Origin of the sequence: Citrobacter sp. CtB7.12 (assembly GCF_001297795.1) — a bacterium.
Lineage (GTDB): Bacteria > Pseudomonadota > Gammaproteobacteria > Enterobacterales > Enterobacteriaceae > Citrobacter_A > Citrobacter_A amalonaticus.
Window position 1 is genome coordinate 1 of the sequence record NZ_LIFT01000021.1, and the last position, 13,917, is coordinate 13,917.

The 13,917-nt window shown below is 53.0% G+C and carries 15 protein-coding genes; 10 read left to right on the forward strand and 5 right to left on the reverse strand.

Translation table 11 applies throughout. The features are described from left to right. Positions 1 to 51 precede the first annotated feature (51 nt). A protein-coding gene (locus AOY24_RS25055) for an IS3 family transposase (RefSeq protein ID WP_099433379.1) occupies positions 52 to 1,415 on the forward strand; the annotation gives its coding sequence in 2 pieces (ribosomal slippage) (positions 52 to 520 and positions 520 to 1,415; 1,365 coding nt in all). A gap of 107 nt (positions 1,416 to 1,522) precedes the next feature. Then, positions 1,523 to 1,852: a sulfurtransferase TusE gene (tusE, locus tag AOY24_RS19415; protein ID WP_043001148.1), complete on the forward strand. Its 330-nt coding sequence runs from the start codon at positions 1,523 to 1,525 to the stop codon at positions 1,850 to 1,852. On the opposite strand, the gene yccX is transcribed toward tusE, so the two are convergent. After that, positions 1,849 to 2,130, reverse strand: a complete 282-nt coding sequence (yccX, locus tag AOY24_RS19420; protein WP_043001149.1) for an acylphosphatase — start codon at positions 2,128 to 2,130, stop codon at positions 1,849 to 1,851. The genes tusE and yccX overlap by 4 nt on opposite strands. 94 nt (positions 2,131 to 2,224) lie before the next feature. Between yccX and rlmI the strand changes: the two genes are divergently transcribed. Then, positions 2,225 to 3,415, forward strand: coding sequence for a 23S rRNA (cytosine(1962)-C(5))-methyltransferase RlmI (rlmI, locus tag AOY24_RS19425; protein WP_044256297.1), 1,191 nt, complete (start codon positions 2,225 to 2,227; stop codon positions 3,413 to 3,415). Positions 3,416 to 3,472: 57 nt separating this feature from the next. Beyond that, entirely contained in the window at positions 3,473 to 3,790 is a 318-nt protein-coding gene (gene hspQ, locus AOY24_RS19430) for a heat shock protein HspQ (protein WP_042319966.1), read from the forward strand. Positions 3,791 to 3,858: 68 nt separating this feature from the next. Here hspQ and AOY24_RS19435 read toward each other — a convergent pair whose 3' ends face one another. Next, a complete protein-coding gene (locus AOY24_RS19435; RefSeq protein ID WP_044256299.1) occupies positions 3,859 to 4,272 on the reverse strand; it encodes a CoA-binding protein in 414 nt (137 codons plus the stop codon). A gap of 172 nt (positions 4,273 to 4,444) precedes the next feature. On the opposite strand from AOY24_RS19435, the gene AOY24_RS19440 reads away from it, so the two are divergent. Continuing rightward, entirely contained in the window at positions 4,445 to 5,107 is a 663-nt protein-coding gene (locus tag AOY24_RS19440) for a DUF2057 family protein (RefSeq protein WP_043001152.1), read from the forward strand. Positions 5,108 to 5,200: 93 nt separating this feature from the next. Then, positions 5,201 to 5,659, forward strand: coding sequence for a methylglyoxal synthase (gene mgsA, locus AOY24_RS19445; RefSeq protein ID WP_044256300.1), 459 nt, complete (start codon positions 5,201 to 5,203; stop codon positions 5,657 to 5,659). Between the two features lie 31 nt (positions 5,660 to 5,690). Here the strand turns inward: mgsA and helD are convergent, their stop codons facing one another. Then, positions 5,691 to 7,745 carry a DNA helicase IV gene (helD, locus tag AOY24_RS19450; protein ID WP_044256301.1) on the reverse strand — a complete coding sequence of 685 codons (2,055 nt, stop codon included), beginning with the start codon at positions 7,743 to 7,745 and terminating at the stop codon, positions 5,691 to 5,693. 123 nt (positions 7,746 to 7,868) lie between these two features. Between helD and AOY24_RS19455 the strand changes: the two genes are divergently transcribed. Both AOY24_RS19455 and yccS read left to right on the forward strand, forming a co-directional pair. Then, on the forward strand, positions 7,869 to 8,327 hold the full coding sequence (locus AOY24_RS19455; protein WP_043001155.1) for a YccF domain-containing protein: 459 nt from the start codon (positions 7,869 to 7,871) through the stop codon (positions 8,325 to 8,327). A gap of 6 nt (positions 8,328 to 8,333) precedes the next feature. Continuing rightward, positions 8,334 to 10,496 (forward strand): YccS family putative transporter, encoded by a 2,163-nt coding sequence (yccS, locus tag AOY24_RS19460; RefSeq protein ID WP_046401452.1) that lies wholly within the window; start codon positions 8,334 to 8,336, stop codon positions 10,494 to 10,496. Here yccS and AOY24_RS19465 read toward each other — a convergent pair. Further along, the gene (locus tag AOY24_RS19465; RefSeq protein WP_043001157.1) at positions 10,450 to 11,079 is read right to left on the reverse strand and encodes a TfoX/Sxy family DNA transformation protein; all 630 of its coding nucleotides are present in this window, start codon (positions 11,077 to 11,079) and stop codon (positions 10,450 to 10,452) included. The two genes, yccS and AOY24_RS19465, sit on opposite strands and share 47 nt — an antisense overlap. A gap of 217 nt (positions 11,080 to 11,296) precedes the next feature. On the opposite strand from AOY24_RS19465, the gene sulA reads away from it, so the two are divergent. Together sulA and ompA are read left to right on the forward strand one after the other, a co-directional pair. Further along, complete coding sequence (sulA, locus tag AOY24_RS19470) at positions 11,297 to 11,806, forward strand: SOS-induced cell division inhibitor SulA (RefSeq protein WP_043001158.1); 510 nt, start codon at positions 11,297 to 11,299, stop codon at positions 11,804 to 11,806. Between the two features lie 355 nt (positions 11,807 to 12,161). Further along, a complete protein-coding gene (ompA, locus tag AOY24_RS19475; RefSeq protein ID WP_043001975.1) occupies positions 12,162 to 13,217 on the forward strand; it encodes a porin OmpA in 1,056 nt (351 codons plus the stop codon). 76 nt (positions 13,218 to 13,293) lie between these two features. Here ompA and matP read toward each other — a convergent pair whose 3' ends face one another. Beyond that, positions 13,294 to 13,746 (reverse strand): macrodomain Ter protein MatP, encoded by a 453-nt coding sequence (gene matP / locus AOY24_RS19480; protein WP_043001159.1) that lies wholly within the window; start codon positions 13,744 to 13,746, stop codon positions 13,294 to 13,296. Between the last annotated feature and the right edge of the window lie 171 nt (positions 13,747 to 13,917).

Sequence of the window (13,917 nt, forward strand, 5' to 3'; positions counted from 1 at the left end):
TGGACTGCACCCCAAAAGTTGGACACTCAACTGAGTAAGGTGCAGTTTTTTATGGCAAAGCCAAAATATTCCCCTGAAACAAAACTGGCTGTGGTTAATCATTATTTGTCCGGAAAAGACGGAGAAGAGCGTACAGCCGACCGTTTTGGTGTTGAAAGAACTTCCGTCCGTCGCTGGGTCAGGGCGTGGCAACTCCACGGTATGGAAGGGCTGTCAGGGAAAAATAAACATCATTCAGCTGAATTTAAACTCGTCGTCGTCCGGGCGGTTATCCGTGACCACCTGACGATGCGTGAAGCAGCTGCCCGGTTTAATCTCTCTGCAGAAACGCTTGTCCGACACTGGGTCTGCGTGTACAACGATGCCGGAGCGGAAGGACTGCTAAACATTCAACGCGGACGGCCTGGAAAAATGACAAAACAAAAAATCCCCCCATCCCCTACAGATAAAGAACTGGAAAAACTCTCCCCCGAAGAACTCCGGGCTGAACTCCGTTACCTGCGGGCAGAGAATGCCTATCTAAAAAAGTTGAAGGCCTTGGTTCAGAGCGAAAAAAACGGCAGCAAGCCCTGATAATCAGTGAACTGAGGCATAAGCACGCTCTGCGAGACCTCCTGCGCGCGGCAGGCATGTCCCGCAGTACATGGTATTACAATATGAATGCCCTGAAGCAGGTGGACAGGCATGCCGGGCTGAAAGATAAAATCCGTGAGATATACGCCTGGCACAAAGGCCGTTATGGCTACCGCAGGATCACGCTTTCGCTGAGAAAGCAGGGTCTGCTGGTGAACCATAAAACCGTGCAGCGGCTGATGACAGAGCTGTCGCTCCGGTCTCTGATAAGGGCGAAGAAATACCGCTCATGGAAGGGGGAAACAGGCAAGGCAGCCCCCAATATCCTGAGCAGGAACTTCAGTGCATCAAAAGCCAATGAAAAATGGGTTACGGATGTTACAGAGTTCTCGCTGCAGGGTAAAAAGCTGTACCTGTCGCCGGTACTCGATCTTTTTAACCGGGAAATAATCTCCTACAGCCTGTCGGAAAGGCCGGTGATGGAGATGGTTAATACCATGCTGCGGGATGCGTTCTTAAAGCTCGGACCAGACGACGCCCCCTTGCTGCACACAGATCAGGGCTGGCAATATCGGATGGCAGGCTATCAGGCAAAGTTAAAGGCGCAGGGCATGACGCAAAGTATGTCCCGAAAAGGAAACTGTCTGGATAATGCCGTGATGGAAAACTTCTTCGGGACGCTGAAATCGGAGTGTTTTTACCTGAGTCAGTTCAGCAATATCAGCGAACTGAGGAAGGCGATAGAGGATTATATCCGTTACTACAACAACGAGCGGATAAGCCTGAAACTAAAAGGCCTGAGTCCGGTAGAGTACCGGGCCCAGGCTCTGAAGGCCGCTTAATATAAACTGTCCAGATTTATGGGGTCAGTCCACCCTCTCGGCCCCGCTTATGCGGGGCTTTGTTTTTTGGTAAACTGCCGCCAGGTTGTCTAACGCAGTGAAGAATTATGTTGATCTTTGAAGGTAAAGAAATCGCTACCGACGCCGACGGCTATCTGAAAGATAGCGCGCAGTGGAGCGAGCCGATGGCGGTGGTCATTGCTGAAAACGAGGGAATTATCCTCTCCCCGGAACACTGGGAAGTGGTGCGTTTTGTGCGCGACTTTTATCTGGAGTTTAATACCTCGCCTGCGATTCGTATGTTAGTCAAAGCGATGGCGAATAAGTTTGGCGAGGAGAAAGGCAACAGCCGTTATCTGTATCGTCTGTTTCCAAAAGGCCCGGCAAAACAGGCCACTAAAATTGCTGGCCTGCCAAAACCGGTGAAGTGTATTTAATAACGAATACTAAAACCGGTAAACGCCTCTCGAGGACGGTGCGGCTCACTCAGGACTCTGTCTACCCGGGCAGAACGCGGGCCGCCGTCCTTGAGCCATTTCAGTAATTTGTCGACCTGCTCCGCTTCGCCGCTGGCAACCACCTCCACGCTGCCATCATCCCTGTTCCTGGCGTAACCGGTTAAGCTCAGACGCCGTGCCTCCTGCTGCGTGGTATAGCGAAATCCCACGCCCTGAACCCGGCCATAAACCCACGCGATAATGCAGACTCTCGACATTGTTATTCTCCTTCACATCCTCGGGCGCGTTGCAAATCCGGGTAAAACTCAGGACAATGGCGCCCATTTCTTTGATTCGACAGAACCGTTAATTATGAGTGTACGTTTAGTGTTAGCCAAAGGGCGCGAAAAATCATTACTTCGCCGCCATCCGTGGGTCTTTTCTGGTGCCGTTGCCCGTATGGAAGGTAAAGCCAACCTCGGTGAAACCATCGACATTGTTGACCATCAGGGTAAATGGTTAGCCCGTGGCGCCTTTTCCCCGGCGTCGCAAATCCGCGCACGCGTCTGGACCTTCGACAAGAACGAGTCTGTCGATATCGCCTTCTTCACCCGCCGTCTGCAACAGGCGCAGCAATGGCGCGACTGGCTGGCGAAAAAAGATGGTCTGGACAGCTATCGTTTGATCGCCGGAGAATCCGACGGCTTGCCGGGCATAACCATCGACCGCTTCGGTCATTTCCTGGTGCTGCAACTGCTCAGCGCTGGCGCGGAATATCAGCGTGCCGCATTGATTAGCGCGCTGCAAGCGCTCTACCCGGAATGTGCGATTTATGACCGTAGCGATGTCGCGGTACGTAAAAAAGAGGGGATGGAGCTGACGCAAGGCCCGGTCACCGGTGAGATCCCCCCTGCACTGCTGCCAATTGAAGAGCACGGTATGAAGCTGCTGGTGGATATCCAGGGCGGTCACAAAACCGGTTATTACCTCGATCAGCGTGACAGCCGTCTGGCGACGCGCCGTTATGTCGAAAACCAGCGGGTGCTCAATTGTTTCTCCTACACCGGAGGTTTTGCTGTTTCAGCGCTGATGGGCGGTTGCCGTCAGGTGATCAGCGTCGATACCTCCCAGGAAGCGCTGGATATTGCGAAACAGAACGTTGAACTCAACAAACTCGATCTCAGCAAGGCAGAATTTGTCCGTGACGATGTCTTTAAACTGTTACGAACCTATCGCGATCGTGGCGAAAAGTTTGATGTCATCGTGATGGATCCGCCGAAGTTTGTCGAAAACAAAAGCCAGTTGATGGGGGCATGTCGGGGTTACAAGGATATCAACATGCTGGCGATCCAGTTGCTGAATCCGGGCGGCGTGCTGTTGACGTTCTCCTGTTCCGGCCTGATGACAACAGATTTATTTCAGAAAATCATCGCCGATGCCGCAATTGATGCAGGGCGTGATGTACAATTTATAGAGCAGTTCCGTCAGGCCGCCGATCATCCCGTGATCGCTACCTACCCGGAAGGGCTGTATCTGAAAGGGTTTGCCTGTCGCGTCATGTAACTTGAAAAGTGGAATTTTACCCTCATATCGAGAGTAATGATTTCCCGGGAGGTGACTATGATTGCCAGCAAATTCGGTATCGGCCAGCAGGTCCGCCATTCCCTGTTAGGATATCTCGGAGTGGTCGTGGATATCGACCCGGTCTATTCGCTTGCAGAGCCGTCACCTGATGAGTTGGCGGTCAACGACGAGCTTCGCGCCGCTCCGTGGTATCACGTGGTGATGGAAGATGATGACGGTCGTCCAGTGCATACCTATCTTGCCGAAGCGCAGCTAAGCAGCGAAACGCAGGACGAGCATCCTGAACAGCCTTCGATGGATGAGCTTGCTCAGACCATTCGTAAACAGTTGCAGGCCCCTCGCCTGCGTAACTGATCCTTACCAGGGCCCGATGGCGCATTGCTTCTCGGGCCTGTCTTCTTTCGGCCGCCAGACTCGTCGACTTACTTCGTTAACCCCAGTCGTGGGATCTCAATCGCCGGGCAGCGATCCATCACCACCATCAATCCCGCTTCGCGCGCCAGCACCGCAGCCTGCTCATTAATCACGCCCAATTGCATCCACAGCGTTTTCGCGCCAATCGCAATCGCTTCCTGAGCGACGCCCCATGCCGCTTCTGAATTACGGAACACATCCACCATATCCACTTTTTCCGGCACGTCCGCCAGCGTCGCGTAGCCCTTCTGCCCTAACAAGGTTTTACCGGCAACCTTCGGGGAAACCGGAATCACGTGATAGCCCTGATCGAGTAAATACTTCATCACGCGGTAGCTTGGACGGTCAGGCTTATCGCTTGCGCCAACCAATGCAATGGTTCGGGTCGAGGTTAAAATGCCAGCAATATCGGTCTCTTTCATCATCATTCTCCAGGCTGTTTTGCAAAGTGTACGACAATCCTGACAACCCAACCATGCGTCCCACCCGTAAGTATGAGAGCAAAACGCCAAAATATGTCTATATGTTAGTAAACATGATTATCGAAAAATTTTGATACATTCTTACCCGGCGGTCCTTGGACAGGAGAACCCTATGAAAACCGGCACTGTGACCCTGATGATAGCCCTCTGCTTGCCGGTCACGGTTTTCGCTACCACTCTTCGTCTTTCAACCGACATTGACCTGCTGGTACTGGACGGCAAGAAGGTCTCCAGTTCACTCCTGCGCGGCGCGGACAGCATTGAGCTCGATAATGGGCCCCATCAACTTGTTTTTCGGGTTGAGAAGACAATCCGCCTCCCCAGCCATGCAGAACAGCTCTACATTTCCCCGCCGCTGGTGATCAGTTTTGACACTCAGCGCGTGGAGCAGGTTAATTTTCACCTTCCGCGCCTGGAAAGCGACCGCGACGCCAGCCATTTTGACGTGGCGCCACGGCTGGAATTACTGGATGGCAATGCGATGCCGATCCCGGTACAACTGGATATCCTCGCCATTACCTCAAAAACTAAAGCCATTGATTTTGAGGCAGAAACGGAGCGCTACAATAAATCGGCAAAACGTGCTTCCTTACCCCAGTTCGCGACGATGATGGCCGACGACAGCACTCTGCTTTCGGGGGTCTCAGAACTGGATACCATCCCGCCGCAATCTCAGACGCTCACAGAACAGCGTCTGAAATACTGGTTTCGCCAGGCGGACCCGCAAACGCGTAATAGCTTTCTGCAATGGGCGGAGAAACAGCCCTCGTCCTGATGTTTTGTTCCGTCCGGCTTTTTTTTTCGTCTTTCTCTTGCAGCATCAGGCACATTCAGTACTCTGTAGCAAAACCCACAATGGAACTGAATGATGGAACTGACGACTCGCACTTTGCCGGCGCGTAAGCACATTGCGCTGGTTGCACACGATCACTGCAAAAAGATGTTGATGAGCTGGGTAGAACGCCACCAGCCGTTGCTGGAAAAACATGTGCTCTACGCCACCGGGACGACCGGAAATCTTATTCAACGCGCGACGGGTATGGACGTTAACGCCATGCTGAGCGGTCCGATGGGCGGCGATCAGCAGGTTGGCGCGTTGATTTCTGAAGGGAAAATTGATGTGCTGATTTTCTTTTGGGATCCGCTTAACGCGGTTCCGCACGATCCGGATGTGAAAGCGTTGCTGCGCCTGGCGACCGTCTGGAATATCCCTGTCGCCACCAACGTCGCCACGGCGGATTTCATTATCCAGTCGCCACACTTCAATGATGCCGTTGACGTGCTCATTCCGGACTATCCGCGTTATCTGGCTGAACGCCTCAAGTAATCCCGCGCAGGCGACGGGCGTCGCCTATTGCTTACGGTTTTCTTACCAACGGCACGTCCAGGTCTTTGAGATCCTCCACGAAGCGTGAGGGGGTCGCTTTGTTGTACAGCAGCCAGACCCGATGGCGGGCGCGGGTCAGGGCAACGTAAAGCAACCGCCGCTCTTCCGCATCCGGAAAATCTTCCACAACCGGCAGCAACGCCTCTTCCATGATGGATTCACGCGCCGGTGCCGGGAACCCATCGCTCCCTTCCTGTAGCCCGACAATGATAACGTAATCCGCCTGTTGCCCCTTGCTGGCGTGGATGGTCATGAAATCAAGTTGCAGCTTAGGCCAACGGGTTGCCGCCTTTTCGAGACTGGCCGGTTTCAGATGGTGATAACGCGCCAGCACCAGAATCCGCTCGTCGGCTTTCGCATAACCGGAGATCTTATCCAACAACGCATCAAGCTGCGTGTCATCCAGCAACGTAACGGCTTTCTTATCTCCCGTCGTCAGACTATTAAGCGGTTTCTTGAGTTGATGTGGGTTCTGCTGAATAAAGCGGTTAGCGATTTCGCCAATGCGATTGTTGAAACGATAAGTGGTGTCGAGATCGCAACGGTCACCGTCGCCGAAGGTCTGATGAAACGCAGTCGTTAAGGAAAGCTGCGCGCCGCTAAAACGATAAATAGCCTGCCAGTCATCCCCGACGGCGAACAACGTGGTATGGCTATTTTGCTTACGCAATGCAGCCAGCAGCGCGGCACGCTGCGGGGAGATATCCTGAAATTCATCCACCAGAATATGCTTCCACGGACTGACAAAACGCCCTTTTTCCAGAATCACAATGGCTTGATGAATCAGACCTGAAAAATCGACGGCGTTTTCCGCTTTCAGCGCACTTTTCCAGGCTTTCAGCAATGGCGCCATCAGCTTCACACGCTTTCCAAACAGATCCCGAATCTCCTCCGGTGCGCTGGCAATCATCTCCGCCTGGGCTCCGCCATGCATGCGCATCAGGCTCACCCAGCGATCCAGACGCGAGGCAAGACGCCGCTGTAGTTTTTCATCGTCCCAGAAATTGCCTTCCGGCACCGTCCACGCCATTTCCTCTTCCAGCCACTGTCGCCAGCCCTTCGCCTGCGCTTTTTTCTCGCTGCATTGTTGACGCCAGGTGCTGATGAATAGTTTATTTCGCGCGGCGGTGTCATTTTCAAGCTTACTAATGGTCGGTACTTTTTTGCTGCCCTGCTGAATGATGTGCAGCGCCAGGGCATGGAACGTCCGCGCCGTTATCTCCTCGGTATGCAGCCGCTCACGAATACGCTCATCCATCTCCTGCGCCGCTTTGCGACCAAAAGCCAGTAGCAGGATCTGTTCTGCGGCCGCTTCGCCCCGCGCCAGCAGCCAGCCCGCCCGCGCCACCAGCACGGATGTTTTACCGCTACCGGCCCCAGCCAGCACCAGCAAAGAATGTTCGCCATTGACGACCGCTCTGGCCTGAGCCGGATTGAGCGGTGACGATTCCACCTTCTGGAAAAAATCGGCGTATTCCGTCAACATCGTTTCGGTATACGCCTGGTTATGCTGCAGGCGACATGCCTCGATATCTTTCAGCCACGCCTGGCACTGTCGCAGCGCATCGCGACAGTTCTCAAACTCTTCCAGCCGATTAACCGGTAACGGCAGCGCAGCAAACGCCTGCAGGATCTGTTGCTGTAATCCCGTCGTCTGCTCGCGCGTCAGCCAGGCATTTTGCCCGGTTCGGGCCGCAATCAAATCCAGTTGCTCCTGCAGTACGCCAGCCGCAACTTCACTCATTTCCTGGCTCCACTGCTGCCAGCGGCTATTCAGATGGTGATGGAAGCGCTGAGTTTCTGCCCACTCGGTGCCATGCAGTCGCACCACTTTTTCGTCCGGCAGCACAAATTCCAGCTCACCCCACACCAGCCCGCGCTTACAATGAATCGCCAGTAACTGATTGAAGGGAATGAGATATTCATGGCGATCGCCCGATACCTTAATGCCGGCATTAAGGATCACCGCCCGATCGTACGGGTGTTGCGCCAGACGTTTACCTATAGACGTTGCTTTCAGTTCCATGACTCAGCCGATCCAGACAAAGCGTATTTCTTCTCAGTGTAACCGCCAGAGAATACGTGCTCCAGCCCAAAAAAACGTTACAATTGCCGGAAATCACAGAAAACCAGAATCAATCGAGGGTTTATGCGTACCGTTCTGAATATTTTGAATTTTGTGTTGGGGGGTTTTGCCACCACGCTGTCCTGGTTCCTGGCAACGCTGGTCAGTATAGTGCTGATCTTCACCCTGCCGCTCACCCGCTCATGCTGGGAAATCACTAGGTTGTCGCTGCTGCCTTACGGAAACGAAGCGGTTCATGTTGATGAACTGGATCCGGCGGGTAAAAGTGTGCTGATGAATACGGGCGGGACGCTGCTGAATATTTTCTGGCTGATCTTCTTCGGCTGGTGGCTGTGTCTGATGCACATCGCCGCAGGTATCACCCAATGCATCACGATCATTGGTATTCCGGTTGGCATTGCGAACTTTAAGATTGCCGCGATTGCACTCTGGCCAGTGGGACGTCGCGTTGTCTCCGTAGAAGTTGCACGTGCAGCACGAGAAGCGAACGCCCGTCGCCGTTTTGAGTCATCAGGACGCTAAGTCAGTATGTTAAGTCCCCTGCTTCGCCGCTATACCTGGAACAGCACCTGGCTGTATTACGTGCGTATTTTTATCGCCCTCTGCGGAACAACAGCGCTGCCCTGGTGGTTGGGTGATGTCAAACTGACCATCCCCCTGACGCTGGGGATGGTGGCAGCAGCGCTGACCGATCTGGACGATCGTCTCGCGGGTCGTCTGCGCAACCTGATCATTACGCTAATCTGCTTTTTTATCGCCTCTGCGTCAGTCGAGCTACTGTTTCCTTACCCATGGCTGTTCGCCATCGGACTGACGCTCTCTACCAGCGGTTTTATCCTGCTCGGCGGTTTAGGGCAGCGTTATGCGACGATTGCCTTTGGCGCATTGCTGATCGCCATTTACACCATGCTTGGGGCGTCGTTGTACGCCCAATGGTATCAGCAACCGCTTCTGCTGCTGGCGGGCGCTATCTGGTACAACGGGCTGACGCTTATCGGTCATTTGCTGTTCCCAATTCGTCCCTTGCAGGACAATCTGGCACGCAGCTATGAGCAACTGGCGCACTATCTGGAGCTGAAGTCACGGCTTTTTGACCCGGATATTGAAAATGAAAGCCAGGCACCGCTTTATGACTTAGCGCTGGCCAACGGCCAACTGATGGCGACACTGAATCAGACGAAAGTGTCCCTGTTGACTCGCCTGCGCGGCGACCGGGGGCAGCGCGGCACACGGCGAACTCTGCATTACTACTTTGTGGCGCAGGATATTCATGAGCGCGCCAGCTCCTCGCATATTCAATACCAGACGCTACGTGACCATTTCCGTCACAGCGACGTGATGTTCCGCTTTCAACGCCTGATGTCGATGCAGGGCCAGGCCTGTCTGCAACTGTCGCGCTGTATTTTGTTGCGCGTCCCCTATCAGCACGATCCGCATTTTGAACGCGCATTCACGCATCTCGACGCCGCGCTTGAGCGAATGCGGGCAAACGGCGCCTCCGCCGATCTGCTGAAAACGCTGGGATTTTTACTGGCTAATTTGCGCGCCATCGATGCACAACTGGCAACAATTGAATCAGAACAGGCGCAGGCTATGCCGCGTAACGAATCGGAGAGCCAGCTCGCCGATGACAGTCCGCACGGGTTCAGCGATATCTGGCTGCGTCTGAGTCGTAACTTTACTCCCGAATCGGCGCTGTTTCGCCATGCGGTCAGGATGTCTCTGGTTCTGTGCGTCGGCTACGCGATCATTCAGATAACCGGTATGCATCACGGTTACTGGATCCTGCTGACCAGCCTGTTTGTTTGTCAGCCAAACTACAACGCCACGCGGCACCGCCTGGCGCTGAGGATTATCGGTACCCTGGTCGGGGTGGCGATTGGTATCCCGATTTTATGGTTTGTTCCGTCGCTGGAAGGTCAGCTTATTTTACTGGTGATCACCGGCGTTCTGTTCTTTGCCTTTCGCAACGTCCAGTATGCCCACGCCACTATGTTTATCACGCTGCTGGTTCTGCTGTGCTTCAACTTGCTCGGCGAAGGGTTTGAAGTCGCCCTCCCCAGGGTGATTGATACGCTCATCGGCTGCGCCATCGCCTGGGCGGCAGTAAGCTTTATCTGGCCGGACTGGCGTTTCCGAAACCTCCCGCGAGTGATGGAAAGAGCGACCGATGCAAACTGTCGCTATCTTGACGCCATCCTGGAGCAGTACCATCAGGGACGCGATAATCGACTGGCATATCGGATTGCCCGTCGCGATGCCCATAACCGCGATGCTGAGCTGGCCTCCGTGGTGTCGAATATGTCCAGCGAGCCCGACGTGACGGCACAAACACGTGAGGCCGCGTTCCGTTTGCTCTGCCTCAATCATACATTCACCAGTTATATTTCTGCTTTAGGTGCGCATCGTGAGCAACTCACCAACCCCGACGTGCTGGCTTTGCTGGACGATGCGGTCTGTTATGTTGATGATGCGCTACATCATCTCCCGGCCGACGAAGCGCGCGTGCAGCAAGCTCTCGCCGAACTGAAACAGCGCATTCAGCAGCTTGAGCCACGTCCGGACAGCAAAGAACCACTGGTGATTCAGCAGGTCGGTTTACTGGTGGCCCTGCTGCCGGAAATGGGGCGGCTACAGCGGCAAATCACTCACTCTTCTCCACCGACATCGGCACCGGCGAAAGCGACTTAACCCACAGAGCAAGCTCCTGGCGGCGTATCGCCGGGAGCGCCGCTTCATGGATACCATAAATAGCCCCTTCAAGATTAAACAGCACCTTGTCAGTGATGGATTTGTTCATTTGTCGCAGTCGCAACCAGCACATTTTAGCGCCCAGCATTCGCAGGGTGGCGACGTCGTAGATCCCCGCTTCATTCAGCAAACTCTCCAGATGAAAGGTCATATTGGGGAGATCCTTAAGCCGCTGCTGAGAACTGCGGGACAACTTCTCCTGCAACGCGGCATCCAGCGAAAACTTCGACAACTGGATCAACTGTTGCTGGTCGCGCCAAAGAGTGTCATCAACCTGATAATAATTAAGCATGACCGGACGCCCGCGTTTAAGAAACGTCAGCCAGACCGGGGAATGTTGCACGCAATACTGTACGCTTTGCTCACAGGCACGCAGATAGAGCTCCCCATTGGCAACCATCGCAAAGACGGTATTCCTGATTGTCAGACTGTAACTGCCAAACAGTGAGCGGAAGTGGATCGTCCCCAGAGAAGATAAATATTCCTGTGATTTATAGATCCTGTCATAGGAGTGAATTTTCATAAAATTCCCTTTTAAATCATAAACTAAAAGAATGATTTGCCGTCACGAATCCGTTAATGACGAAAATAGGCAACTTATTCTCAAGGGGCAAGCTGAATTTCGTTTTTACCGCTACCATGAATAAAAATTGCGAGTCTCTTTCCGAAAATAAAGTTGATCTTTCACGACATCAGGGTTACTGTACATCCATACAGTAACTCACAGGGCTGGATTGATTATGTACACTTCAGGCTACGCAAATCGTTCTCCGTCATTCTCTTCCACATCGAACACGATGGCGCGCGTCTCTTCCGAGAAAGTGTCCACCGGGCTTATCAGCGAAGTGGTCTACCGCGAAGACCAGCCCATGATGACGCAGTTACTGCTGTTACCGCTTCTTCAGCAGCTAGGACAGCAATCGCGCTGGCAGCTCTGGCTGACGCCACAGCAGAAGCTGAGCCGTGAATGGGTTCAGTCTGCCGGGCTTCCGCTGACTAAAGTGATGCAAATTAACCAACTGTCCCCCTGCCATACGCTGGAATCAATGGTTCGTGCATTGCGCACGGGCAACTACAGCGTGGTAATTGGCTGGCTAACAGAAGAATTAACAGAAGAAGAACATGCTGAATTGGTTAAGGCGGCAGATGAAGGAAATGCGATGGGATTTATCATGCGTCCCGTGAATGCACACACCCATGCCACGAGACAGCAAACCGGGCTAAAAATTCACTCAAATTTGTATCATTGAGTAAATTTAGGATTTATCCTGGAATTTTTTTTCCTCCTCGACCTTCACATTGAGGACTAACGTTTATTTTCTGTGAACGCTTGGCGCACGCGGTTCCCGCGAAATCTGGCGATAAATTCTGATGCGCCAAATGTTAAATATTATGTATACAAGTTTTTTTTTTTCATATGCCTGACAGAGTTCACACTTGTAAGTTTTCAACTACGTTGTAGACTTTACATCGCCAGGGGTGCTCGGCGTAAGCCGCAGATATCGGTAGAGTAACTATTGAACTACTCCCCCGGTGAAGGATTTAACCGTGTTATCTCGTTGGAGATATTCATGGCGTATTTTGGATGATAACGAGGCGCAAAAAATGAAAAAGACAGCTATCGCGATTGCAGTGGCACTGGCTGGTTTCGCTACCGTAGCGCAGGCCGCTCCGAAAGATAACACCTGGTACACTGGTGCTAAACTGGGCTGGTCCCAGTACCATGACACTGGTTTCATCAACAACAACGGTCCGACCCACGAAAACCAACTGGGTGCCGGTGCGTTCGGTGGTTACCAGGTTAACCCGTATGTTGGCTTTGAAATGGGTTACGACTGGTTAGGTCGTATGCCGTACAAAGGCGACAACATCAACGGCGCTTACAAAGCTCAGGGCGTTCAGCTGACCGCTAAACTGGGTTACCCAATCACTGACGATCTGGACATCTACACTCGTCTGGGTGGTATGGTATGGCGTGCAGACACCAAGGCTAACGAACCTGGTGGCGCTTCCTTTAAAGACCACGACACTGGCGTATCCCCAGTATTCGCAGGTGGTGTTGAGTACGCAATTACTCCTGAAATCGCTACCCGTCTGGAATACCAGTGGACCAACAACATCGGTGACGCTAACACCATCGGTACTCGTCCAGACAACGGTCTGCTGAGCGTAGGTGTTTCTTACCGTTTCGGTCAGCAGGAACAAGCTGCTCCGATCGTAGCGCCGGCTCCGGCTCCGGCTCCTGAAGTACAGACCAAACACTTCACTCTGAAGTCTGACGTTCTGTTCAACTTCAACAAAGCGACTCTGAAACCAGAAGGCCAGCAGGCTCTGGATCAGATGTACAGCCAGCTGAGCAACCTGGATCCGAAAGACGGTTCCGTAGTGGTTCTGGGCTTCACGGACCGCATCGGTTCTGACGCTTACAACCAGGGTCTGTCTGAGAAACGTGCTCAGTCTGTTGTTGATTACCTGATCTCTAAAGGTATCCCGGCTGACAAGATCTCCGCACGTGGTATGGGCGAATCCAACCCGGTTACTGGCAACACCTGTGACAACGTGAAAGCTCGCGCTGCACTGATCGACTGCCTGGCCCCGGATCGTCGCGTTGAGATCGAAGTTAAAGGCATCAAAGACGTTGTAACTCAGCCGCAGGCGTAAGTTTCCGTCTTATGAAAAAACCCCGCGTTGCGGGGTTTTTTTTGGCCGTCAGCAAAACAGCTTTGATGAAAACCTGTCACTCTTTGCCTAACAGCGCCTGCAGATCCTGCTTTAGCGAAGACATCTTGTTAGCGTACTTCTCTTTATTCTCTGCATCTTCAATCAGCTGCACTACGGTCTCTGATAGCGTTTTGCCTCGCCGCTGTGCCAGCCCTGCCAGTCTCTGCCAGACAATAAATTCCAGATCGATAGATTTCTTTCGCGTGTGCTGATGCTCGGCATTGAAATGACGTTTACGCCGTGCGCGTATCGTCTGTTTCATGCGGTTTTGCAGCGCGGGACTCATATGTTCGTCAATCCAGAGATTGACCCGCACCGGTTCATTTTCCAGCGTAAGCAACAAATCCACGGCCTCCTGGGCTGCACTGGCCTCCACATAACGGGTTATTAATTCCCCTTCGCGATGCTTCTTCACCAGGTACTTCCACTTCCAACCGCTTTCAAGATTCTCAAGTTGTTGATATTTCATGGCGATCTCAATGTTACCGTGTCACTCCTATCAGAATATCAGCTTTTTTAGCATCTGAAGAAAAGAATCTTCAGGCTGTGAGCCACTCTGCAGCCTCCTGTGCGTTTGCCATCGCATTCCACGTGTGAAGCGCGGACGGTTACGCTATAATCGCGTCTTTTACAACAGACT

Bases quoted from the DNA above. Each gene is read 5' to 3' on its own strand.
- matP (WP_043001159.1), bottom strand. From the start codon at position 13,746: ATGAAATATCAACAACTTGAGAATCTTGAAAGCGGTTGGAAGTGGAAG.
- hspQ (WP_042319966.1), top strand. From the start codon at position 3,473: ATGATTGCCAGCAAATTCGGTATCGGCCAGCAGGTCCGCCATTCCCTG.
- AOY24_RS19440 (WP_043001152.1), top strand. From the start codon at position 4,445: ATGAAAACCGGCACTGTGACCCTGATGATAGCCCTCTGCTTGCCGGTC.
- AOY24_RS19435 (WP_044256299.1), bottom strand. From the start codon at position 4,272: ATGAAAGAGACCGATATTGCTGGCATTTTAACCTCGACCCGAACCATT.
- yccX (WP_043001149.1), bottom strand. From the start codon at position 2,130: ATGTCGAGAGTCTGCATTATCGCGTGGGTTTATGGCCGGGTTCAGGGC.
- helD (WP_044256301.1), bottom strand. From the start codon at position 7,745: ATGGAACTGAAAGCAACGTCTATAGGTAAACGTCTGGCGCAACACCCG.
- AOY24_RS19465 (WP_043001157.1), bottom strand. From the start codon at position 11,079: ATGAAAATTCACTCCTATGACAGGATCTATAAATCACAGGAATATTTA.
- AOY24_RS19455 (WP_043001155.1), top strand. From the start codon at position 7,869: ATGCGTACCGTTCTGAATATTTTGAATTTTGTGTTGGGGGGTTTTGCC.
- yccS (WP_046401452.1), top strand. From the start codon at position 8,334: ATGTTAAGTCCCCTGCTTCGCCGCTATACCTGGAACAGCACCTGGCTG.
- rlmI (WP_044256297.1), top strand. From the start codon at position 2,225: ATGAGTGTACGTTTAGTGTTAGCCAAAGGGCGCGAAAAATCATTACTT.
- tusE (WP_043001148.1), top strand. From the start codon at position 1,523: ATGTTGATCTTTGAAGGTAAAGAAATCGCTACCGACGCCGACGGCTAT.
- ompA (WP_043001975.1), top strand. From the start codon at position 12,162: ATGAAAAAGACAGCTATCGCGATTGCAGTGGCACTGGCTGGTTTCGCT.
- sulA (WP_043001158.1), top strand. From the start codon at position 11,297: ATGTACACTTCAGGCTACGCAAATCGTTCTCCGTCATTCTCTTCCACA.
- mgsA (WP_044256300.1), top strand. From the start codon at position 5,201: ATGGAACTGACGACTCGCACTTTGCCGGCGCGTAAGCACATTGCGCTG.